Here is a 20,865-nt window from a genome sequence, read left to right on the forward strand (position 1 = left end):
CACGAGATGCTCGGGTCAAGCCCGAGCATGACGCCCATACGCGATCAAATCAGAGATTGAAGACGCGGTGCGGGACGAACTCGCCGTTCTGGACCGAGCCCGTCGAGACCAGCGTGCCCGCGCAGGTCGCGTAGGCGGCCTCCAGCTCGATCGGGGCGCCCGCACCGCGCAGCAGCGCGCTCTGGCCGCGCTTCAGGCGGGCGGCGGCGTCGCGATGCAGCACGATCTCCGGGATCAGCGTCAGTGCCGCCTTGACCGGCTGGAGGGCGGTCAGCGCGCTCTCCGGGCTCTCGCGCAAGGTCTCGACGCTCGCGGCGTCCGCGACCGCGAAGGGGCCGACGCGGGTGCGGCGCAGATGCGCGACATGGCCGAGGCAGCCGAGCGCCAGGCCGAGATCGCGCGCGATGGCGCGGACATAGGTGCCCTTGCCGCATTCGGCCTCGAAGGTGGTGGTGGCGCCGTCATGGCTGACGATGCGGAGCGCGTCGATCTCGACGGGCCGCGCCTCCAGTTCGACATCCTCGCCGTCGCGGGCGAGGTCATAGGCGCGTTCACCGGCGATCTTGATCGCCGAGAACTTGGGCGGCGTCTGCAGGATCGTGCCGGTGAAGCGCGGCAGCAGGGCCAGGATCGCCGCCTCGTCGGGGCGTTTGTCCGAGGTCGCGATGACGCTGCCCTCGGTGTCGTCGGTATTGGTCTGCGTGCCCCAGGCGACGGTGAACTGATAGGCCTTGCGGCCATCCATCACGAAGGGAACCGTCTTGGTCGCCTCGCCCAGCGCGATCGGCAGCAGGCCGGAGGCGAGCGGGTCGAGCGTGCCGGCATGGCCGGCCTTCTTGGCGCCGAAGGCGCGCTTCACGACGCTGACGGCATGGGTCGAGGTCATGCCGATCGGCTTGTCGAGGATGACCCAGCCATGGACGTCGCGCTTCTTCGGGCGCGGCGCCGGGGCGGCGTCCTGATCGCGGGCGATCTCGGGGGCGTTATCAGCGGTCATCGTCACGGTCGTCTTCGTGGTCCTGGTCGATCCTGAGACGCTGGACCAGCGTATCGCGGCGCACGGCGTCGGTGTCGAGCAGCGCGTCGATGCGCTCGGCCTCGGCGAAGCTCTCATCGGCGCGGAAGCGCAGGTCGGGCGCATATTTCAGGTTCACGCTATGGGCGATCTCGCCGCGCAGATACTTCTTGTTGGCCTCCAGCGCCTTGAGCACAGCCGGAACATCCTGCCCGCCGAGCGGCATGATGTAGCAGGTCGCGAGCTTGAGATCCGGCGAGAGGCGCACCTCCGGCACGGTGACGACATGCTTCGCCAGCACGTCGTCATGAATGTCGCCGCGCGCCAGCATCTCGGCCAGCGCATGGCGGATCAGTTCGCCGACGCGCAATTGCCGCTGGGACGGGCCTGTGGGTTTTGCAGGTTTAGCCATGGTTCTCGTTTCTCCGGGATCGGACCGGACCAAACGTCCCGGCAGGTTTGGCCCGCCGTCTCAGGATGATCAGGCGCTGGACGCGCTCTTCTCGTCACGAGATGGCCGGACCACAGGGCCCGGCCATGACGCGCTGTTTCAGGAAGCGCAGCCCTCAGAGGCTGCGCTTGATCTCTTCGACGCGATAGCACTCGATCACGTCGCCGGCGCGCATGTCCTGGTAGTTCTCGAAGGACATACCGCATTCCTGGCCGGCCACGACTTCCTTGGCATCGTCCTTGAAGCGCTTGAGCTGGCCGAGCTTGCCCTCGTGAACCACGACGTTGTCGCGGATCAGGCGGACATTGGCGCCGCGCTCGATGGTGCCGTCGGTGACGCGGCAGCCGGCGATCTTGCCGACCTTCGAGACGTTGAAGATCTCGAGGATCGTCGCATTGCCGAGCATGGTCTCGCGCAGCGTCGGCGCCAGCAGGCCCGACATCGCATCCTTCACGTCATCCATCAGGTTATAGATGATGTTGTAATAGCGGATCTCGACGCCGGCCCGGTCGGCCGCCTCGCGCGCTTCCTTGTGGGCACGCACGTTGAAGCCGACGACCACCGCGCCCGAAGCCTGGGCGAGCGTGACATCCGACTCGGTGATGGCGCCGACACCCGAGGAGAGAACGCGCGCGCGCACCTCGTCGTTGCCGACCTTTTCAAGCGCTCCGACGATGGCCTCGACGGAGCCCTGCACGTCGCCCTTGACGACGAGCGGGAACTCCTTGCGGCCGGCGCCTTCCTTGAGCTCGCGCATCATTTCGGCGAGCGAACGGCCGGCGCCCGAAGCCGCGCCGCGGGCGGCGAGGCGATCGCGACGCTGACGCTCGCGGTAATCGGTGATCTCGCGGGCCCGGGCCTCGGACTCGACCACCGCGACGCGGTCACCGGCCTCGGGCGTGCCGTTGAAGCCGAGAACCTCGACCGGCATGGAGGGCGGAGCCTCCTTCACCTGCGCGCCGGTATCGGCGATCAGGGCGCGGACGCGGCCCCATTCGGCACCCGCCACGACGATGTCGCCCGTGCGCAGCGTGCCGCGCTGGACGAGGACCGTCGCGACCGGGCCGCGGCCGCGGTCGAGCTTGGCCTCGATGACCGTGCCTTCGGCCGGACGATGGGGATTGGCCTTGAGATCGAGCACCTCGGCCTGCAGCGCAATCGCTTCCAGCAGCTTGTCGAGGTTGTGGCCGGTCTTGGCGGAGACCTCGACTTCGAGGGTCTCGCCGCCCAGCGTCTCGACCTGGATCTCGTACTGCAGCAGTTCGGCGCGGACGCGATCCGGGTTGGCGTCGGACTTGTCGACCTTGTTGATCGCCACGATCAGCGGCACGCCGGCTGCCTTGGCATGATGGATCGCCTCGGCCGTCTGCGGCATGACGCCGTCATCGGCCGCCACGACCAGCACGACGACGTCCGTCACCTTGGCGCCGCGGGCGCGCATCGCCGTGAAGGCGGCGTGGCCGGGAGTGTCGATGAAGGTCACCTGGCTACCCAGTGGGGTCGTCACCTGATAGGCGCCGATATGCTGGGTGATGCCGCCGGCCTCGCCGGTGACGACCTTGGTCTTGCGGATCGCGTCGAGCAGCGAGGTCTTGCCGTGGTCGACATGGCCCATGATGGTCACGACCGCAGGCCGCGACTCCAGGGTCTCGTCGGTATCCGGCGTGTCGAACAGGCCTTCCTCGACGTCGGACTCGGCGACGCGCTTGACGGTGTGGCCCATTTCCTCGGCGATGAGCTGGGCGGTGTCGGCATCGATCACGTCGGTGATCTTGTGCATCGCGCCCTGCTTCATCAGCAGGCGGATGACGTCGACGCCGCGTTCCGTCATGCGGTTCGCGAGTTCCTGGATGGTGATCGTCTCGGGGATGATCACCTCGCGCATCACGCGCTCTTTCTGCACATCGGAAGCCCGATGGCCGGTCATGCGCTGCACGCGCCGGCGGAACGAGGCGACCGAGCGTGTCCGCTCGTCCTCGCTCCCGGTCGCGGTCGACAGCGTCAGGCGACCGCGCGGCTTGTCGTTGGCGACCTTCGGAGTCTTGGGCGCGGCGGGAGCCGGGCCACGGCCGGCGCCGGCGCTCAGGCCGGGGCGGCGGAAGGCGGCCTTGACGTCGACATCGTCAGAGCGATTGCGCGTGGTGTTGGCCGACGGCGCCTGGCGGACCGGACGGGCGATCGCCGGCTCGGCCGGAGCCGTGGTGTCGATACGGGGCGTGCGCGGCGCATCGGAGCGCGGCGGACGGCTGTCGAGCCGCGGCGGGCGGGCGCCGGTGTCACGCATCGGCGGACGCGAGGTGAACTCGCGCGGGCCGGACGGTGCCTGACGACCGTAATACTGGGTGGGCTGGGGCGCCGGAGCCTGCGGCGCAGGCGCGGCCTCGCGGGCCTGCGGCGGCGGGGCGGCCGGACGGGCCGGCGGCTCGTCGCGCTGGCGCGCGGCGACTTCGACGCGGCGCTTCTGGTCGTCTTCCTGACGGCGGCGCTCTTCCTCCTGCCGCTGACGGGCGGCGGCGGCTTCACGCTCCTGACGCTCGCGCTCGGCGGCGGCGGCACGCTGGCGCGCCTCGTCCTCGGCGATGCGGCGGGCTTCGGCCTCGCTGCTGCGGGCTTCCGAAAGGGCGCGCTGACGAGCGTCCTTCTCCTCGTCGGAGAGGGTGCGCAGCAGCATGCTGCCGGCGGGACGCTGGGGCGGCGGCGGAGCGGCAGGGCGCGGCTGGGTCGCCTGCGGAGCCGGGGCCTGCGGCGCACGCGGCGCAACGGGCTCCTTGACCTCATGCCCGGCGGCGCGGCGCTTGACCTCGACGACGACCTGCTTCGTGCGCCCATGCGAGAAGCTCTGGCGAACAGTGCTCTGCTCGACAGGCCGCTTCAGCGACAGGGTTTTGGGCGGGTTGACGGAGAGTGTCTTGTCGCCCGGGTTCTTGGTATCGGTCATTCCGCGTTCGGTCCTGCCGGTTCGGTCGTGTCTTCGGTATCGTTCTGGTCGGATGCGGCGGTATCGTCCGTCCGGTACCGGACGAGCCGACGCCAGCGGGAGAGGACACCCTCGGCCGCCGGTCCCGGAGCAAGCGCGGCATGTATCACATGTGCCCGCCCCAACGCCAATTCCAAATCCGCCGCCGCGAAAATCGTGACGACGGGCAGTTCACGGGCCTTGAGCCCTTCGGCCTCGCGCGCCACGCCAAGCCGCCTGACGGCCTGGCCGATCTTGCGCTTGCCGTCCTCGGCCCCGTCGCTGGCGGCAATGACGCCGACGCAGCGGCCCGAGCCGATCAGGGCCTCGACCTTGGCGAAGCCCGCGATGACGAGCCCCGCCTTGTTAGCCATCGACAGCGCCTGCAGCGCATCGCGCAGCATCAGCGCATCGATCATGCCCGGAAGGTCGGCGGGAACCGCGACCTTCGCCTTGAGCGAGCGCTCGAAGGCCTTGCGCTTGATCGCCTCGGCCACCGTCTTGCGGCTGAGGCTCGCCCAGACGCCCCGCCCGGGCAGCTTGCGCCGGAGGTCCGGGACCAAGGTCCCGTCGGGCCCGGCGACGAAGCGGATCAGATCGTCAGGCGCCTTCACGGCCCGCGTCACGACGCAGCTCCGTTCCGGTCCTTCGTTCCGAGCCGCCTTCATCGCGACGATCCCGCTCAGGCCTCGGCCGCCTCGTCGGCTTCCGCCTCAGGCTCCTCGGCCGGCGCCTCGATCCAGCCCGCATGGATACGGGCAGCCATGATGATCGCTTCCGCATCCTGGCGCGACAGGTCGAACCCGTCGAGATAGCCGGAGTGACGAGTGGTCTCGCCGTCCTTGCGCTCGGTCCAGCCGACGAGATCGTCGGTAGCGCAGCCCGCCAGATCCTCGACGGTCTTCACATCGTTCTCGCCGAGCGCGACCATCATCGATGTGGTGACGCCGTCGACCTCGCGCAAGGCGTCCTCGACGCCGAGCGCACGGCGCTTCTCGTCCAGCTCGGCCTCGACGGCGGCGAGATGCTCCTGCGCGCGGCTCTGGATCTCGCCGGCGGTGTCCTCGTCGAAGCCCTCGATCGAGGCGAGCTCGGAGAGGTCGACATAGGCGAGCTCCTCGACATTGCGGAAGCCTTCCGAAGCCAGGAGCTGGCCGACCGTCTCGTCGACGTTCAGCGCGTTCATGAACAGGTCCGTGCGCTGCACGAATTCCTTCTGGCGGCGCTCCGACTCCTCCTGCTCGGTCAGGATGTCGATGTCCCAGCCGGTGAGCTGCGAGGCAAGGCGCACGTTCTGTCCACGGCGGCCGATGGCGAGCGAGAGCTGCTCGTCGGGGACCACGACCTCGATCTTGTCGGCCTCCTCGTCGAGCACGACCTTGGCGACCTCAGCCGGCTGCAAGGCGTTGACGACGAAGGTCGCGACGTCCGGCGACCACGGGATGATGTCGATCTTCTCGCCCTGGAGCTCGCCGACGACGGCCTGCACGCGCGAGCCGCGCATGCCGACGCAGGCGCCGACCGGGTCGATCGAGGAATCGCGCGAGATCACGGCGATCTTGGCGCGCGAGCCCGGATCGCGGGCGACAGCCTTCACCTCGACGATCCCGTCGTAGATTTCCGGCACTTCCTGGCCGAAGAGCTTGGCCATGAACTGCGGATGGGTGCGCGACAGGAAGATCTGCGGGCCACGCGGCTCGCGGCGCACGTCGTAGACATAGGCGCGGGCACGGTCGCCGACCTTGAAGGTCTCGCGCGGGATCATCTCGTCGCGGCGGATGATGGCTTCGCCACGGCCGAGATCGACGAAGACGTTGCCGTATTCGACGCGCTTGACCGCGCCGTTGACGATCTCGCCGATGCGATCCTTGTACTCGTCGTACTGGCGGTCGCGCTCGGCCTCGCGCACCTTCTGGACGATGACCTGCTTGGCCGACTGGGCGGCGATGCGGCCGAAATCGAAGGGCGGCAGCGGATCGGCGATGACGTCGCCGACCTGCGCGGCCGGGTTATGGCGCTTGGCCTCGTCGACCGTGATCTCGATCGCCGGGTTCTCGACGGTGTCGACGACCTGGAGATGGCGGGCGAGGCGCAGTTCGCCGGTCTTGGTGTTGATCTCGGCATGGACGTCGGTCTCGATGCCGTAGCGCGAGCGGGCGGCCTTGGCGATGGCGTCCTGCATGGCGTCGACGACGATCTGGCGATCGATCGACTTCTCGCGGGCGACCGCGTCGGCGATCTGCAGCAGTTCGAGCCGGTTGGCGCTGACGACCATGACGCTCACTCCTCTTCGTTATCGTTTTCGTGCGGGGCCTGCGTGTCGGCCTTCTTCGGCCGCGGCCCCAGCGATTTTCCTCGGCCCTTTTTCGGGCTGGCGATCTCTTCGGCGGCAGGCATTTCCGGCGGCAGGCCGGACTTGCCGCGGCGCAGCGCCTCGGTGATGAGCGCATCGGTCAGGACGAGACGGGCCTCGGCGATCGCGCGCATCGGAATCGCGACGTCGCGCTCTTCCTCGCTCTTGGCGTCGTCGCGCGACAGCAGCGCATCCTGCCCGGCGACACCGCGCAGGATGCCGCGGAAGCGCTTGCGGCCTGCGACGATCTCACTGGTATCGACCTTCGCGAGGTGGCCGGCCCAGCGTTCGAAATCGCTGGCGCGCACCAGCGGCCGGTCGATGCCGGGCGAGGACACCTCGAGGTGATAGGCCGCCTGAATGGGGTCGTCGACGTCGAGCGCCGGCGACACCGCCTGGCTGATCTCCTCGCAACCCTCGACATTCATCGTGCCGTCCGGTCGCTCAGCCATGATCTGCAGGGTGCAGCCGTTCTGGGCGCTGATGCGCACGCGCACCAGCCGGTAGCCGAGATCGACGATCGCCGGCTCGATGATCGCGGCAACACGCAACGCCACGCCGCTCTCGACGACGAGGCGGGGTTCCTGATCGGCTGCCGTTATCGGCTCGTGGGTGGGTTCACTCATGGCCCGGACCGTTCCGTCTGCCTCCGGCGGGTCGCGGCCAATAAAAAAGAGCGGGCCGGTGGGCCCGCTCTTGATCATCGGCGTTAACCGATACCAGAGCTGTTGGCCGCTATTTAGTCCGCATCGCCCCGATATGCAAGCTCGGTTGCGGCGGCGCTAACCCGATGGTCATCCTTCGCGTGTCAGATGACGCAACGGGATATCGGTTGAGGACTTGGTATGAGTGCGGTCGGCTCGCTGTTGCGAGATCTCGAATCCACGATGCTGCGCGGCTCGAATGACGAGCGCGCCGACATCCTGTCGCGGCTGACGGACCTGTTCCTGGCCACCGCCGTGCATATGGACGAAGAGCAGGTCGGCGTCTTCGACGTGGTGATCGGCCGACTGTCGCGCGCCATCGAACTGCGCGCCAGGGTCGAACTGTCCGAGCGGATCGCGCCGGTGCCGAACGCGCCGAGCGGCGTCGTCCGCCAGCTCGCGCTCGACGAAATCGCCGTGGCGCGCGCCGTGCTGGTGCAGTCGCCGCGCCTGAACGACCAGGATCTCGTCGCGGTCTCCGCCGCCAAGGGCCGCGACCATATGCTCGCCATCACCGAGCGGCCCGAGCTCGGCGAGCCCGTCACCGATTTCCTGATCCTGCGCGGCGGGCGCGTCGTCACCCATGCGGTCGCCGCCAACCAGACCGCGCGCTTCTCCCGCCACGGCATGGGCGTGCTGGTGATGCGGGCAGCACAGGACGACGCGCTCCAGGCGACGCTGGGCCTGCGCCGCGACATTCCGGCCGAGCTCGTCGCCCAGTTGATGACCGCGGCGAAGAACTCCGCGCGGCGACGCTTGAGCGAGAGCCTCGAACCGACGCTGGCAGGCGATGTCGACAGCGCAGTCGAGCGCGGGGCGGACGCCATCACGGCCGGCGGCCAGATGCCGGGCGAGCTCGGCGCGATCAGCGCGGCGCTCGTCAATATTCGCGAGCTCAACGAAGCCGGCCTGCTCGACGAGGCCAAGGTCCGTGCCTACGCTCAGGAAGGCGCGACCGAGCATGCGATCTGCGGTGTCGCCGTGCTGGCGCAGCTCGGCCTGCCGGCGAGCGAACAGATCATCCTCGGCAGCGACCGCGAGGCCGTTCTGCTCGTGGCCCGCGCGCTCGGCTGGTCGTGGGAGACGACGGCTGCGCTGATCTCACTGCGCAAGGATTTCGGCAAGTCGCAGCCCGCGGTCGAGCGCGCCCGCGAAAGCTTCCGCAACCTCGCCCAGGGCACCGCCCAGCGCGTGCTCGGCTTCCTCAGGATGCGCGACGCAAAGCCGTGAGATAGCTGGAGATGCGCCCCTCCCGGACCGCCTTCGCCTCGTAGCGAGTGCGGATCCAGCCCGGATAGGGCGTGCGCCAGTCGCCCGGCCGCTCGTCGGTCCAGTCGAAATCGGGCGAGGCCATCAGGCGCGACAGGGTCCAGCCGACATAATCGTCGATATCGCTGGCGAAGCGGAAGCGCCCGCCCGGGCGAAGCGCTCGGGCGAACAGGCCCAGCGTGTGCTCCGAAACGAAGCGGCGCTTGCGCTGGCGGCGCTTCGGCCAGGGATCGGGATAGAGCAGGTCGATCGCATCGAGGCTGCCGGCCGGAAAGCGTGGCAGCAGGAGCGCGGCATCGTCGTCCCAGACCCGGATATTGGTCAGTCCTTCGCGCTCGGCCACCGCCAGGAACTTGGCCATGCCATTGATGAAGGGCTCGACGCCGATGAAGCCGATCTGCGGGCTCTCGCGCATCCGCATCAGAAGATGCTCGCCGCCGCCGAAGCCGATCTCCAGCCGGACCGCCTCGACGGGCTGCGGGAACAGCGCCTTGAGATCGGCGATCTCACCCTCCGGCAGGCGCAGGCGCGGCAGCGTGTGCTCCATCAGATGGCTCTGGCCGTCGCGCAAGGCCTTGCCCTTGCGGCGGCCGTAGAAGGCGCGTTCGTCATGATCGGAGGGGTGGGTCATTCGAGGTCGTCTCGCAGAAACCGAGGTCATCCCGGACAAGCGGCTTCAGCCGCGCCGATCCGGGATCCATGCCAGAGCGCATCCGCTCGAGGCTCAGGCATGGATCCCGGGTCTACGCTTCGCTCCGCCCGGGATGACGGCGCGGATAGAATGCCTGTAGCAAAATGAAAAGGCCGGAGCGATCGGCTCCGGCCTCGTCAATTTAAGCGGAAGCGCTATCTCAGGCGACGGCCTTCTTCAGCGCGTCGACGAGATCGGTCTTCTCCCAGGAGAAGGAACCGTCACGCCCGGCCTTGCGGCCGAAATGGCCATAGGCCGAGGTCTTGGCGTAGATCGGCTTGTTGAGGCCGAGATGGTTGCGGATGCCGTTCGGCGACAGGTCGACCAGCTTGCCGAGGACCTCCTCGAGCTTAGCCTCGTCGACCTTGCCGGTGCCGTGCAGGTCGACATAGATCGACAGCGGCTTGGCGACTCCAATGGCGTAGGAGAGCTGGATCGTGGCGCGGTCGGCGAGCTTGGCCGCGACGACGTTCTTGGCGAGATAGCGCGCCGCGTAAGCCGCCGAACGGTCGACCTTGGTCGGGTCCTTGCCCGAGAAGGCGCCGCCGCCATGGGGAGCCGCACCACCATAGGTGTCGACGATGATCTTGCGGCCGGTAAGGCCGGCATCGCCATCAGGACCGCCGATCACGAACTTGCCGGTCGGGTTGATGTGCCAGACCGTGTCCTTGGAGATCCAGCCATCCGGCAGCGCCTGGCGGATATAGGGCTCGACGATCTTGCGGACGTCGGCCGAGGTCAGGCTCTCGTCGAGATGCTGGGTCGAGAGCACGATCTGGGTGACGCCGACCGGCTTGCCGTTCTCGTACTTGACGGTGACCTGGCTCTTGGCGTCGGGGCCGAGCTTGGCGGCGTCGCCCTCGCCCTTCTTGCGGGCGAGCGTCAGGGTCTCCAGGATCTTGTGGGCGTAGTAGATCGGGGCGGGCAGCAGCTCGGGCGTCTCGCGGCTGGCATAGCCGAACATGATGCCCTGGTCGCCGGCGCCGACATCCTTGTTGCCGGACTCGTCCACGCCCTGGGCGATATCGGCGGATTGCGGGTGCAGCAGCACGTCGATCTTGCACTTCTTCCAGTGGAAGCCGTCCTGCTCGTAGCCGATGTTGCGGATCGCCTTGCGGGCGGCCGACTTCACCTTCGACTTGATCTGCTTCTCGTCGAGATGGGTGCGGACCTCGCCGGCGATCACGACTCGGTTGGTGGTCGCCAGCGTCTCGGCGGCGACGCGCACCTTGGCGGGCTCATAGCCGGCCTTCACCGCTTCCCTGAAGAACAGATCGACGATCTCGTCGGAGATGCGATCGCAGACCTTGTCGGGATGCCCCTCCGAGACGGACTCGCTGGTGAACAGGTAATTCTGGCGTGACACGGTCGGGGATTCCCTGAATCGGCACATGGAAAAGGCCGGCACAGCCGCGCCAGCCAATGAACGGCCCGTCATTGCAGCGGACGCGTTCGTCGTCAAGCGCTAAAATCCGCTTATCGGGAAGATCGTTCGTCACATCGAACGAAACGAGCGTAATTTCACGCCGTTCCGGCGTCTTCCTCCGCCAAGGCCTCGACGAGGTCGATGATCCGGCGGCGGACGCGGCCGCTCTTGATCCGCGTGAAGGCCTTGGTGAGCTGCACGCCCTCGCTGGTCGCAAGAAACTCGGAAATATAGGTCGTCGCAGCGGAATCGGCGAAGCCGGTCTCCGGCATGTCGCCGGTCGGGGCGCCGTCGAAAAAGAAGGACACGGGCACGTCGAGCATCTTGGCGATCTGCTGCAGGCGGCTCGCGCTGATGCGGTTGGAGCCCTTCTCGTATTTCTGGACCTGCTGGAACGTCAGCCCGAGCGCCTCGCCCAGCTTTTCCTGGCTGACCCCCGCCAGCATACGCCGCATGCGGACGCGGCTGCCGACATGCTTGTCGATCGGATTGGGGACCTTCTTGATCATGATTCACCCTGCTTAGGCATCAGTGTCATGACCAGGAGCCGCCATCCTGGTCGGCGCGGAAGCCGTCATGTATTATAGGCTTGGCAGGTGGTCTACCGAAAAAGTTCCACTTGGGATTATTTCCGGCCCTGAAAACGGGAAAATGCCAGAAAAACGAGCAGAAGCCCCGCAAACAGGCTGTCCCCCCAGCGGGCGTAGAGCGTGAGCGGACCGCTGCGGGGCAGCCCCGAATCCAGCACGCCTTCGACGCCGAGCGGCAGGCTTGCCACGACCCGCCCATAGGCATCGACCACCGCGGAAATCCCGGTATTGGCGACGCGCACCAGCGGCAAGCCCTCTTCGATGCTGCGCAACCTCGCCTGCGCGAAATGCTGATGGGGGCCGCTGGTCTGGCCGAACCAGCCGTCATTGGTCAGGTTCAGGAAGAAGCCCGCACGCGGGCCGCGCGGCGCGACATCGCCGGGGAAGACCACCTCGTAACAGATCAGCGGCGCGGCCGTCGGCAGGCCCTTGATCGCGAGCGGCGCACGGGTGCCGCCGGCAGAAAAGCCGCCGGGGATCGAGACGAACTGGGAGAGGCCGACGCCGCGGATCAGCGTGTCCAGGAAGGGCGGCAGATATTCGCCGAAGGGGACGAGATGGACCTTGTCGTAGCTGGCGACGATGACGCCCTCGTCATTGACCACCTGGATCGCGTTGTAGATCGGCGGCCGGCTTTCGCCCGGCAGCATCTCGCCGGCCCGCGCCGCGCCGGTGATCAGCGTCACGTCGGGCGGGAGCGCCGCTCCGATGCGCGATAAGGCGCCGGGCGTGCGGCCGAGCAGGAAGGGAAAGGCCGATTCCGGCCAGATCAGATGCGTGATGCCTTGCAGGCCCGGCGTGGTCGGGCTGGTCGCCCGGTCGCTCAGCGCCAGGTAGTTGTTGAGGATCGCCTCGCCGTTGCGGCCGTTGAACTTCGCACCCTGCGGCAGGTTGGGCTGCATCAGCCTGAGCTTCACTCCGGCGACGAGCGGCGCGGGCGCGGCCGGCACGCGCCAATATCCGAAGGCAAAGAAGCCCGCCAATGTCACCAGAGCCAGGAGCGGCGCCAGGCGGCGCCCCGCCGGTGTCTGCGCCGTTCCGAGCACGGCCGGCGCCGCGCCGATCGCGACGGCAAAGAGCGTCAGCCCGTAGAGCCCGACGAGAGAGGCGGCCTGAGCGAGATGGATCTCGCCCGTTAGCACCATGCCGTAGATGTTCCAGGGAAAGCCGGTCAGGACATGGCCGCGCAACCATTCGCTGATCGCCAGCATCGCGGCGAGCATGAGGATGCGCCCGGCCCCCTGCGGCCAGGCCAGCCGCGCCAGGCCGAAAGCGCCGGCCTGAAAGACGGCGAGGAAGGCCGGCAGCGCGACGACACCCAGCGGCATCGCCCAGGCGAACTTATCGGCTTCGACGAGAAAAGCCGCGCCCAGCCACCACAGACCGGCGAGGAAGAAGCCGAAGCCCCACCACCAGCCGACCGCGAAACCGGCGCGGAAGCGGCGCCAGGCGCTGGTGCCGACGGCGCCGTCGATCAGCCAGACCGCGACGGTCATCGGCACGATGATAACAGGCCAGAGATCGAGCGGCGGCAGGGCGAGCGCCCCGCTCGCGCCGGCGACGAGCGCGATCAGGCGCTTCCGCCACCCCCAGCCCAGGATGACGGCCTCCGCGACCCCCGCGAGCCCCATCAACCCGACTCCATCGCCGGTTCGTCGGTCGCGGGTTCGCTATGGCAGTGGATGGTCAGGCGCTTCACGCGGCGCTGGTCCGAATCGAGGATCTCGAAGCTGAGCCCGTCCGGGCCTCTCACCGTTTCTCCAAGAGCCGGAACGCGCCCTGCGAGCGTCACGATCAATCCGCCGAGCGTATCGATATCGTCGGCGATCTCGTTTCCGGAGAGATCGACGCCGGTCGCGGCCTTGAGCTCGGCCAGCGTCGCGCGGGCATCGGCCGTGAATCGATTCTCACCGGCGGGGACGATCGGCGTCTCCTCGAGATCATGCTCGTCCTCGATATCGCCGACGACGATCTCGATCAGGTCCTCGATCGAGACAAGACCGTCGGTCCCGCCATATTCGTCGATGACCAACGCGATATGGGTGCGGGTCGACTGCATGCGCACGAGCAGGTCGACCGCCGGCATCGAGGGCGGGACGTAGAGGACGGGGCGCAAGAGCTTGGTTTCGGACAGGCGGGTCGTGAGATCGACATCCGAAAGCGTATGCGGAACCGCGAGTTTGCCATTCTCCTCCGGCGGCCCGTTCTCTCCGGGCCGGGCCTTCTCGGCGATGTATTCGAGGAAGTCGCGGATATGGACCATGCCGCGGGGATCATCGAGCGTGTCGTCGAAGACCGGCAGGCGCGAATGGCCGGCGGTGCGGAAATGCGCGAGCAGCTCGTCAAGCGTCGCCTCGGCAGGAACGGCGACGATATCGGCGCGGGGAATCATGACATCGCCGACGCGGCGCTCGCGCAGGCTCAGCACATTGCTGAGCATCGCCCGTTCCTGGGCCGAAATATCGGCGAGCTCGCCATTCTGCTCGGCCAGGGCCTCGACGATTTCCTCGCGGGCGGTGCCGCCGCCACGCAGGCCGAGGCGGTCGAGAAACTGGCCGAGCCAGTGGCCGAGGCCGCGGCCGGCGGTTTCGTTCTGGGATTGTCGACTGTCGTCGCTCATGATCGTGGGGACTTACGCGGAAGAAGGGCTGGGCGCCGTGACGAGATCGGCACCGGCATAGGGGTCGGCTACGCCGAGGCGGGCGAGGGCTTCGACTTCGAGCGCTTCCATGCGGCGCGCCTCGGCCTCGGTCTCGTGATCCTCGCCGAGGAGATGGAGCAGGCCATGGATCGCGAGATGGCGGAGATGGTCCGTCACGCTCTTGGATTCGGCCTCGGCCTCGCGCAGCACCGTCTCATAGGCGATCACGATGTCGCCGAGCAGCGGGCTTTGCGCGATGCGCTCCGGCGGAGCGGCCGGGAAGGAGAGCACGTTCGTCGCCTTGTCGAAGCCGCGCCAGTCGCGGTTGACGATGCGGATGCGCTTGTCGTCGGTCAGCAGCAGGCTGAGCTCGGCGCCGGGCATGGGCTTGCGCGGGGATACCGCGATCCCCGCGTCCAGCGCCTCGTTCAGCAGAGCGCGCAGGCTCGGCAGCTTGCCGAGCTCGTGCCAGCGGCGCGATTGCGCCCTGACGTCGAGATGAATCTCGGGAGACATCGTCTCGGGTGGCGGCGCCGGGCGCCGCCCGCGAGGTCGATCGTTCATCGCGGCCGCTCCCGCGCCAACATCCGCTTCAGCCCTTCGCTGTCGCCCTCCCGGTTGAGATCCGGGGGCGTTTCGGGATTGCGCAAGCGCTCTTCCCGTTCCGCGCGCTCATGGCGCGCCGCGCTCTCATAGGCCATGACGATGCGTCGCACCAGTTCATGCCTAACGACGTCGCCTTCCTCGAAGCGGGCATAGCCGACGCCCTCGACATCCTTGAGCAATCTGGTGGCTTCGACCAGGCCCGAACGCTGGCCGGGCGGCAGGTCGATCTGCGAGGGATCGCCGGTGATGATCATGCGCGAGCCCTCGCCCAGACGGGTGAGGAACATCTTCATCTGCATCGACGTGGCGTTCTGGGCTTCGTCGAGCAGCACGACGGCGTTGGACAGCGTCCGGCCGCGCATGAAGGCGAGCGGCGCGATCTCGATCATGCCGGTCTGCAGGCCGCGCTCGACATGGCGCGCTTCCATGAAGTCGTTCAGCGCGTCGTAGATCGGGCGCAGATAGGGATCGACCTTCTCGCGCATATCGCCGGGCAGGAAGCCGAGCCGTTCGCCCGCCTCCACCGCCGGGCGCGACAGGATCATGCGCTCGACCACGCCCTGCTCGATCAGCGAGACGGCGTGCCCGACCGCGAGCCAGGTCTTGCCGGTACCGGCCGGACCCTCGGCGAGCACCAGTTCGTGGCGCTTGAGCTGGCGCAGATAGGCGTCCTGCGCGGCGTTGCGCGCCCGGACCGGACCGCGCTTGCGGGTCACGACCGCGTCGAAGGAGGTTTTTCCGGCATCCGCGGTCGGGAAGAGCGAGCGCTGGACGTTGCTTTCCTCGATCGCGCCGTCGACCTCGCCGAGCGTGACCGGTGCGCCGGCCTTGGCGCGGGCATAGAGCGTCTTCAGCACGCGCCCCGCCTGCTCGGCGGTCTCGCGGGCGCCCTTGACGGTTACGTGGTTGCCGTTGGGGCTGACCACGACGCCGAGCCGGCGCTCGAGATGGGCGAGATTCTGGTCGTACTGGCCGAAAACCAAGCTGGCGAGCCGGTTGTCGTCGAAGGAGAGCACGACCTCCGTCGCCGAAAGCCCTTCGCGGCCCGCGCTTTCGCGCACACCGCCCTCGGGGCGGGTGGGCGCCAGATCGCGCCGCGGGTTCCGGTCGGGTCTTTGCGTCGAATCAGCCTGTGCCAAATGCGTCGCCTCGTTTCAGGCCGGGGTGGCGGATGGTCCGTTCCCGGCGCCTGTTCCAGCCGGGCAGGAGCACCCGGCCGGGTCGTCTCGCAGCATAACCGGACGCAACGATTTCAGCCTGATGACAGGCCGGCGCCCGTCCCTGGCAAATGGGAATGAAGCCGGTCGCGCTCAAGCGGCCAGGCCCTTTCCATCGGTCTCGCCCGGCTCCGCCAGCCGGCCGAACAGGGAATTCGTGCTCGTCTTCTCGATCACCACCCGCACGATGTCGCCGATCTGATTCGCCTCGCTCTCGATCTGCACAGCCTGCAGATAGGGCGACTTGCCGGCAAGCTGTCCGGGATAGCGTCCCGCTCTTTCCAGGAGGACATCCACCGTCCGTCCGACCATGGCCCGGTTGAAGGACTGCCGGTGATGCTCGATGCGCTCCTGCAAACGATAGAGCCGCTCGTTCATCAGCTCGCGCGGAATCTGCGCGTCGAGATCGGCTGCCGGCGTGCCCGGGCGCGGCGAATAGTTGAAGGAATAGCTGGAGGCGAAGCCGATCTCATCGACGAGGCGGATCGTGTCCTCGAAATCGGCATCGGTCTCGCCGGGGAAGCCGACGATGAAATCCGAGGAGAGCGCGATATCGGGCCGGGCACTCCGGATGCGATCGATCAGGCGGCGGTACTCGTCGCCGGTATGCTTGCGGTTCATCGCCGCGAGGATGCGGTCCGAACCCGCCTGCACCGGCAGATGCAGAAAGGGCATGACCTGCGGCAGATCGCGATGGGCGGCGATGAGATCGTCGTCCATATCGCGAGGGTGGCTGGTGGTGTAGCGGATGCGGGCGATCCCCGGCACCGCGGCGACGCGATGCATCAGGCGCGCCAGGCTCCAGACGGCGCCGTCCGGCCCCTCGCCATGATAGGCGTTGACGTTCTGGCCGATCAGGGTGACGTCGCGCACGCCGGCCTCGGCCAGGCGCTCGACCTCGGCCATGATCTGCGCGACCGGGCGCGAGAACTCGGCGCCACGCGTATAGGGCACGACGCAGAAGGCGCAGAACTTGTCGCAACCTTCCTGCACGGTGACGAAGGCGGAGACGCCGCGGGCCAGAATCGCCTGACGCTTCGGTGCCGGCAGGAAGCCGAACTTGTCCTCGACCGGCAGGTCGGTGTCGACGACGCGGCGCTTGCCGGCCTCGGCCAGCAACTCGGGCAGTCGGTGATAGGCCTGCGGCCCGACCACGAGATCGACGGCGGGCTGGCGGCGCTGGATCTCGCCGCCCTCGGCCTGGGCGACGCAGCCGGCGACGACGATCTTCGTCTCCTGGCCTTCGGCGCCTTGCGCCTTTTTGATGTCGCGGAGCTTGCCGAGCTCGGTATAGACCTTCTGCACCGCGCGATCGCGGATATGGCAGGTGTTCAGCAGAATGAGGTCCGCGCCCTCCGGCGTAGCCGTCTCCTCATAGCCCTGATGGCTCAGGATGTCGGCCATGCGCTGCCCGTCATAGACGTTCATCTGGCAGCCGAAGGACTTGATATGGACTTTCTTCATCGGTGCGGATCGGGTCTCCAAAACGCATCCTTTACTGCGGATCGGGCGCCTTGGGAACGGCCGCGCGGCGCAGTTCGACGGCAAGCAAGCCGCGGACCAACCGGCGTCAGGCGTCGAGCCGGCCGGTGACGGCCTGCTGGCGCGCCTTGCGGACCGCGGCTTCGGCAAGCCGCGTCGCTTCCTTGCGCGAGGTCGCACGCCCCATCACGATCGGCTCACCCCAGACCAGCTCGGCATCGATCGCGCCGCATTCCAGCACATGCCTGAGATGCGGCCAGAGCTCGGTGTCGCCATACCAGGCAAGGGCCGCGCGGCCGATGCGCCCGCCCGGCAGGCCCTGCCAGCCGGTATAGGTGAGGGTCAGCGGATAGACCGTCACATCCGCCGAGGCGTCGCCCATCGCCTGATGCGCCGCGCCGAGCAGGGAGGAGCGGAAGGGCAGGATCCGCGTGCCGTCGCCGGTCGTGCCCTCGGCGAAGAGCACGACCTCCTCGCCATTGGCGATGCGCGCGCCCATCGTGGCGGCCATGCCTGCGGTCGCGCTGCGGCGCTGCCGGTCGATGTAGAGCGTGCGCTGGAGATTGGCGAGGAAGCCGACGACCGGCCATTCCCCCACCTCGCTCTTGGCGACGAAAGCCACCTCGCGCTCAGCACCGATGACGCCGATATCGAGCCAGGAGACATGGTTGGCGACGATCAGCGCCCCGGTCCCGGCCGGCGGCGGCGTGCCCCGCACCTGCCGCCGGACGCCGAGACACCAGCAGGTCAGGCGATGGAAGCGCAGCGGCAGGGCACCCCGGCGCGACGGCATGACCCGCATGACGACGAGCTGGGCGAGGACCAGCCCGAGCGTGCCGGTGCACAGCATCACCAGACGGGCAAGCGCACCGAAGCGGAGTCCGTTCATGCTGAGGCGGGTTCGGTCATCGGCGAAAGGGCGGTCTCGTTGGGAATCTGCTGCCGTCAATGGCGCGATTGCGCCGGCTTGTCACGCGAGATCGAGCCGCATCGCGATCGCCGTGGCGCGGCTACCGTCCGGCTTGGGATAGTAGCCCTTGCGCCGGCCGACCTCGCGGAAGCCGAAATGACGGTAGAGCCGCTCGGCCGGGAGATTGCCCTCCTCGACTTCGAGGAAAACGTGGTTCGCCCCCTCCTCGGCCAGCCGCGCGAGATGCGCTGCCAGCAGCGCGCGGCCGAAACCGTCGCGGCGGCGGGCAGGCGCGACGACGATGCTCAGGATCTCCGCCTCGTCGGCAGCCTTGCGGGAGATGACAAAACCCTCGGGACGGCTGTGGCCGCCGCTGAAGACGCCATCGCCCACGACCGCCGAATCGGCGATCAGCGCCGCGCATTCGGCCGGCTCCCAGCCGCGGGCGAAGCCGCCCTGATGGTGCAGCGTCGCGACCTGCAAGGCGTGGCCGGCATCGAGCCGCATCGTCCGCGGCGGCGGCGAATCAGGGTGAAGCAATCGGCGCAACCAATCCATGCCGCCTGTTCGCACAGATTGACGCAGCGGCAACCACCATTTGGGGGATAGGCTCACCGGCGCGGCAGGCGGGCTTTGTCCTGCGGCGTCGTCTCGGGCGCCTTCAGGTAGAGCGGCCGGGGCGGCGCGGTTTCCGGATCGGCGATGAAGCCGAGCCGGGCGACCCAGGCGATATCGGGCGCCTTGGCATCGTCGATCACCAGCGCATCGAGGCCGATCGCCCAAGCCTCGTTGGCAACGGCGAGCGCCGAGGACCCGACGAGACTGACGGGACCTGCGCCGATGGCGCGGGCCGCATCGCGATAGCTGACCTGCCGGAGCGAGACCAGCGGCTTGCCCTCGCCCGTCAGGGCCTGGAACCAGACCTGGCCGTGCTTGGCATCGAGCGCGGCGGCGATGACACGGCCCGATTCGCGCCCGATCAGGGGCGCGGCGCAGGCCGCGACCGTGGTGACGCCGACGGCCGGGATACCGGCCGCGAAGGCGATGGCACGCGCCGCGCTGACGCCGACGCGCAGGCCGGTATAGCTGCCGGGGCCGACGGTGACGGCGACGCGCGAGAGCGAGCCGAAGCCGCCCTCGATATCCTTCATGACGCGCTCGACAAGCGGCATCAGCGCCTCGGCATGGCCGCGATCCATCGCGACCTGCTCGATCGCCAGGGGCTTCACCATGTCGGCCGTATCCAGCACACAGGCCGAGCAGGCGCCGAGCGCGGTATCGATCGCGAGAATGCGCATCAGGATGTCATTCCGCGAAAGGCCCGGCTCATCGTCACAAAAATTCCCGCAACTCTCTCAGACGGCTTCGACTTCGCGCACATCCGGCAGGAAGTGGCGCAGCAGGTTCTGGATGCCGTGCTTCAGCGTCGCGGTCGAGGAGGGGCAACCCGAGCAGGAGCCCTTCATCGCCAGATAGACCGTGCCGTCGCGATAGCCGCGGAAGGTGATGTCGCCGCCGTCTCCGGCCACCGCCGGGCGGATGCGGGTCTCGAGCAGGTCCTTGATCGTCTCGACGGTCTCAGCATCCGCGGGATCGAAGAACTCGCCCTCCTCGATCACGTCGGCGGCCGAGCCGGCCGCCAGGACCGGGGCGCCCGACATGAAATGCTCCATGATCGCGCCGAGGATCGCGGGCTTCAGATGCGGCCATTCGCCGTCCGACTTGGTGACGGTGATGAAATCGGAGCCGAGGAAGACGCCGGAAACGCCGGAGACGCCGAACAGGCGCTGCGCCAGCGGCGAGCGCTCGGCATCGCCGACATCGCGCAGGTCGAGCGTGCCGTCGGGCATGACGGCGCGGCCGGGAAGAAACTTCAGGGTCGCCGGATTCGGCGTGGCTTCGGTCTGGATGAACATGGACTTGCCTCCGGTACCGGCGATTCAAGGTCGCCGTTCCTGGCTCCGATATAGGCCGCCGGCTGGAATCATTCCAGCGGCATGGGATCGCAGACCGCCGCCTTCAGGCGAGGGCGTCGATCTCCTCGTCCTCCAGATGGCCCGGCACGATGGCGACGGGGATCGGGAAGCTCGCCGAGGACTTGCCCGCGAGCGCGCTGACGAGCGGGCCGGGGCCCTTGCTGCTCGTACCGGCCGCGAGCACGAGCAGCGAGATGTCCTCGTCCTCCTCGATCAGCTTGACGAGTTCGTCCGCCTTGTTGCCGACGCGGACGACCTTCTCCGGTTCAAGCCCGGCCAAGGTCCGCACCGCTGCAGCCGCCGCATCGAGGCGCTTCTCGGCCTCGGCCTCGGCCTCCGCCTGCATCACTTCGCCGACGCCGAGCCAGGTTTCGTGCTCGGGCGGGGTGGCGACGCCGAGCAGGACGATGGAGGCGCCGACGCGGGCGCAGCGGCGCGCGGCGAAGCGAATCGCCTTGGCGCATTCCTCGCTGCCGTCGACCACGGCGAGGAATTTCGGGCGATGGCCTGTCTCGTAGGAGCGCCGTCTCTTGACCATGAATTGTCCTGCCGCGCTTCAGGGACGGGCATGGTGGCCT

20 protein-coding genes are annotated in these 20,865 nt (G+C 68.3%); 1 reads left to right on the forward strand and 19 read right to left on the reverse strand.

Going from position 1 to position 20,865, the window contains the following annotated elements; translation table 11 throughout:
* Positions 1 to 49: 49 nt before the first annotated feature.
* The 6 genes from truB to rimP all read right to left on the reverse strand — a co-directional run bounded on the left by truB (position 50) and on the right by rimP (position 7,479).
* Positions 50 to 997 (reverse strand): tRNA pseudouridine(55) synthase TruB, encoded by a 948-nt coding sequence (gene truB / locus JHD80_RS09705; protein WP_199086506.1) that lies wholly within the window; start codon positions 995 to 997, stop codon positions 50 to 52.
* Complete coding sequence (rbfA, locus tag JHD80_RS09710; RefSeq protein WP_199086508.1) at positions 987 to 1,427, reverse strand: 30S ribosome-binding factor RbfA; 441 nt, start codon at positions 1,425 to 1,427, stop codon at positions 987 to 989. The genes truB and rbfA overlap by 11 nt, the downstream gene beginning before the upstream one ends.
* A 154-nt stretch (positions 1,428 to 1,581) precedes the next feature.
* Positions 1,582 to 4,404 (reverse strand): translation initiation factor IF-2, encoded by a 2,823-nt coding sequence (gene infB / locus JHD80_RS09715; RefSeq protein WP_199086510.1) that lies wholly within the window; start codon positions 4,402 to 4,404, stop codon positions 1,582 to 1,584.
* Entirely contained in the window at positions 4,401 to 5,090 is a 690-nt protein-coding gene (locus JHD80_RS09720; RefSeq protein ID WP_248311462.1) for an RNA-binding protein, read from the reverse strand. The genes infB and JHD80_RS09720 overlap by 4 nt, the downstream gene beginning before the upstream one ends.
* Positions 5,091 to 5,104: 14 nt before the next feature.
* Positions 5,105 to 6,697 carry a transcription termination factor NusA gene (gene nusA / locus JHD80_RS09725; protein ID WP_199086513.1) on the reverse strand — a complete coding sequence of 531 codons (1,593 nt, stop codon included), beginning with the start codon at positions 6,695 to 6,697 and terminating at the stop codon, positions 5,105 to 5,107.
* A 5-nt stretch (positions 6,698 to 6,702) separates the two neighbouring features.
* Positions 6,703 to 7,479 carry a ribosome maturation factor RimP gene (gene rimP / locus JHD80_RS09730; RefSeq protein WP_465246511.1) on the reverse strand — a complete coding sequence of 259 codons (777 nt, stop codon included), beginning with the start codon at positions 7,477 to 7,479 and terminating at the stop codon, positions 6,703 to 6,705.
* A 141-nt stretch (positions 7,480 to 7,620) separates the two neighbouring features.
* On the opposite strand from rimP, the gene JHD80_RS09735 reads away from it, so the two are divergent.
* A complete protein-coding gene (locus JHD80_RS09735; protein ID WP_199086515.1) occupies positions 7,621 to 8,709 on the forward strand; it encodes a DUF2336 domain-containing protein in 1,089 nt (362 codons plus the stop codon).
* On the opposite strand, the gene trmB is transcribed toward JHD80_RS09735, so the two are convergent.
* The 13 genes from trmB to JHD80_RS09800 form a co-directional block, all read right to left on the reverse strand.
* The gene (gene trmB / locus JHD80_RS09740) at positions 8,684 to 9,379 is read right to left on the reverse strand and encodes a tRNA (guanine(46)-N(7))-methyltransferase TrmB (protein WP_248311463.1); all 696 of its coding nucleotides are present in this window, start codon (positions 9,377 to 9,379) and stop codon (positions 8,684 to 8,686) included. The two genes, JHD80_RS09735 and trmB, sit on opposite strands and share 26 nt — an antisense overlap.
* A 220-nt stretch (positions 9,380 to 9,599) precedes the next feature.
* Complete coding sequence (metK, locus tag JHD80_RS09745; RefSeq protein ID WP_465246512.1) at positions 9,600 to 10,805, reverse strand: methionine adenosyltransferase; 1,206 nt, start codon at positions 10,803 to 10,805, stop codon at positions 9,600 to 9,602.
* Between the two features lie 155 nt (positions 10,806 to 10,960).
* Positions 10,961 to 11,374 carry a helix-turn-helix domain-containing protein gene (locus tag JHD80_RS09750; RefSeq protein ID WP_199086518.1) on the reverse strand — a complete coding sequence of 138 codons (414 nt, stop codon included), beginning with the start codon at positions 11,372 to 11,374 and terminating at the stop codon, positions 10,961 to 10,963.
* Positions 11,375 to 11,490: 116 nt separating this feature from the next.
* Positions 11,491 to 13,086, reverse strand: a complete 1,596-nt coding sequence (lnt, locus tag JHD80_RS09755; protein WP_199086520.1) for an apolipoprotein N-acyltransferase — start codon at positions 13,084 to 13,086, stop codon at positions 11,491 to 11,493.
* Complete coding sequence (locus JHD80_RS09760; protein ID WP_199086522.1) at positions 13,086 to 14,075, reverse strand: hemolysin family protein; 990 nt, start codon at positions 14,073 to 14,075, stop codon at positions 13,086 to 13,088. Before JHD80_RS09760 ends, lnt begins: the two co-directional genes overlap by 1 nt.
* 12 nt (positions 14,076 to 14,087) lie before the next feature.
* Positions 14,088 to 14,660, reverse strand: a complete 573-nt coding sequence (gene ybeY, locus JHD80_RS09765; RefSeq protein WP_248311465.1) for an rRNA maturation RNase YbeY — start codon at positions 14,658 to 14,660, stop codon at positions 14,088 to 14,090.
* A complete protein-coding gene (locus JHD80_RS09770; RefSeq protein WP_349237244.1) occupies positions 14,657 to 15,763 on the reverse strand; it encodes a PhoH family protein in 1,107 nt (368 codons plus the stop codon). Before JHD80_RS09770 ends, ybeY begins: the two co-directional genes overlap by 4 nt.
* A gap of 249 nt (positions 15,764 to 16,012) precedes the next feature.
* Positions 16,013 to 17,383, reverse strand: coding sequence for a tRNA (N6-isopentenyl adenosine(37)-C2)-methylthiotransferase MiaB (gene miaB / locus JHD80_RS09775; RefSeq protein ID WP_199086524.1), 1,371 nt, complete (start codon positions 17,381 to 17,383; stop codon positions 16,013 to 16,015).
* 106 nt (positions 17,384 to 17,489) lie between these two features.
* On the reverse strand, positions 17,490 to 18,290 hold the full coding sequence (locus tag JHD80_RS09780) for a lysophospholipid acyltransferase family protein (RefSeq protein ID WP_199086525.1): 801 nt from the start codon (positions 18,288 to 18,290) through the stop codon (positions 17,490 to 17,492).
* Between the two features lie 81 nt (positions 18,291 to 18,371).
* The gene (locus JHD80_RS09785; protein ID WP_248311466.1) at positions 18,372 to 18,851 is read right to left on the reverse strand and encodes a GNAT family N-acetyltransferase; all 480 of its coding nucleotides are present in this window, start codon (positions 18,849 to 18,851) and stop codon (positions 18,372 to 18,374) included.
* Between the two features lie 71 nt (positions 18,852 to 18,922).
* Positions 18,923 to 19,609: a tRNA (adenosine(37)-N6)-threonylcarbamoyltransferase complex dimerization subunit type 1 TsaB gene (tsaB, locus tag JHD80_RS09790; protein WP_199086529.1), complete on the reverse strand. Its 687-nt coding sequence runs from the start codon at positions 19,607 to 19,609 to the stop codon at positions 18,923 to 18,925.
* 57 nt (positions 19,610 to 19,666) lie between these two features.
* On the reverse strand, positions 19,667 to 20,227 hold the full coding sequence (locus tag JHD80_RS09795) for a NifU family protein (RefSeq protein WP_199086531.1): 561 nt from the start codon (positions 20,225 to 20,227) through the stop codon (positions 19,667 to 19,669).
* 103 nt (positions 20,228 to 20,330) lie between these two features.
* Positions 20,331 to 20,825, reverse strand: coding sequence for a universal stress protein (locus JHD80_RS09800; protein WP_199086533.1), 495 nt, complete (start codon positions 20,823 to 20,825; stop codon positions 20,331 to 20,333).
* Positions 20,826 to 20,865 lie beyond the last annotated feature (40 nt).

It is taken from the genome of Allobosea sp. ASV33 (genome assembly GCF_016428755.1).
Classification (GTDB): domain Bacteria; phylum Pseudomonadota; class Alphaproteobacteria; order Rhizobiales; family Beijerinckiaceae; genus Allobosea.

Bases quoted from the DNA above. Each gene is read 5' to 3' on its own strand.
- ybeY (WP_248311465.1), bottom strand. From the start codon at position 14,660: ATGAACGATCGACCTCGCGGGCGGCGCCCGGCGCCGCCACCCGAGACG.
- infB (WP_199086510.1), bottom strand. From the start codon at position 4,404: ATGACCGATACCAAGAACCCGGGCGACAAGACACTCTCCGTCAACCCG.
- JHD80_RS09720 (WP_248311462.1), bottom strand. From the start codon at position 5,090: ATGAAGGCGGCTCGGAACGAAGGACCGGAACGGAGCTGCGTCGTGACG.
- nusA (WP_199086513.1), bottom strand. From the start codon at position 6,697: ATGGTCGTCAGCGCCAACCGGCTCGAACTGCTGCAGATCGCCGACGCG.
- trmB (WP_248311463.1), bottom strand. From the start codon at position 9,379: ATGACCCACCCCTCCGATCATGACGAACGCGCCTTCTACGGCCGCCGC.
- rimP (WP_465246511.1), bottom strand. From the start codon at position 7,479: ATGATCAAGAGCGGGCCCACCGGCCCGCTCTTTTTTATTGGCCGCGAC.
- truB (WP_199086506.1), bottom strand. From the start codon at position 997: ATGACCGCTGATAACGCCCCCGAGATCGCCCGCGATCAGGACGCCGCC.
- JHD80_RS09760 (WP_199086522.1), bottom strand. From the start codon at position 14,075: ATGAGCGACGACAGTCGACAATCCCAGAACGAAACCGCCGGCCGCGGC.
- JHD80_RS09735 (WP_199086515.1), top strand. From the start codon at position 7,621: ATGAGTGCGGTCGGCTCGCTGTTGCGAGATCTCGAATCCACGATGCTG.
- tsaB (WP_199086529.1), bottom strand. From the start codon at position 19,609: ATGCGCATTCTCGCGATCGATACCGCGCTCGGCGCCTGCTCGGCCTGT.
- miaB (WP_199086524.1), bottom strand. From the start codon at position 17,383: ATGAAGAAAGTCCATATCAAGTCCTTCGGCTGCCAGATGAACGTCTAT.
- JHD80_RS09795 (WP_199086531.1), bottom strand. From the start codon at position 20,227: ATGTTCATCCAGACCGAAGCCACGCCGAATCCGGCGACCCTGAAGTTT.
- JHD80_RS09780 (WP_199086525.1), bottom strand. From the start codon at position 18,290: ATGAACGGACTCCGCTTCGGTGCGCTTGCCCGTCTGGTGATGCTGTGC.
- JHD80_RS09800 (WP_199086533.1), bottom strand. From the start codon at position 20,825: ATGGTCAAGAGACGGCGCTCCTACGAGACAGGCCATCGCCCGAAATTC.
- lnt (WP_199086520.1), bottom strand. From the start codon at position 13,086: ATGGGGCTCGCGGGGGTCGCGGAGGCCGTCATCCTGGGCTGGGGGTGG.
- rbfA (WP_199086508.1), bottom strand. From the start codon at position 1,427: ATGGCTAAACCTGCAAAACCCACAGGCCCGTCCCAGCGGCAATTGCGC.
- JHD80_RS09750 (WP_199086518.1), bottom strand. From the start codon at position 11,374: ATGATCAAGAAGGTCCCCAATCCGATCGACAAGCATGTCGGCAGCCGC.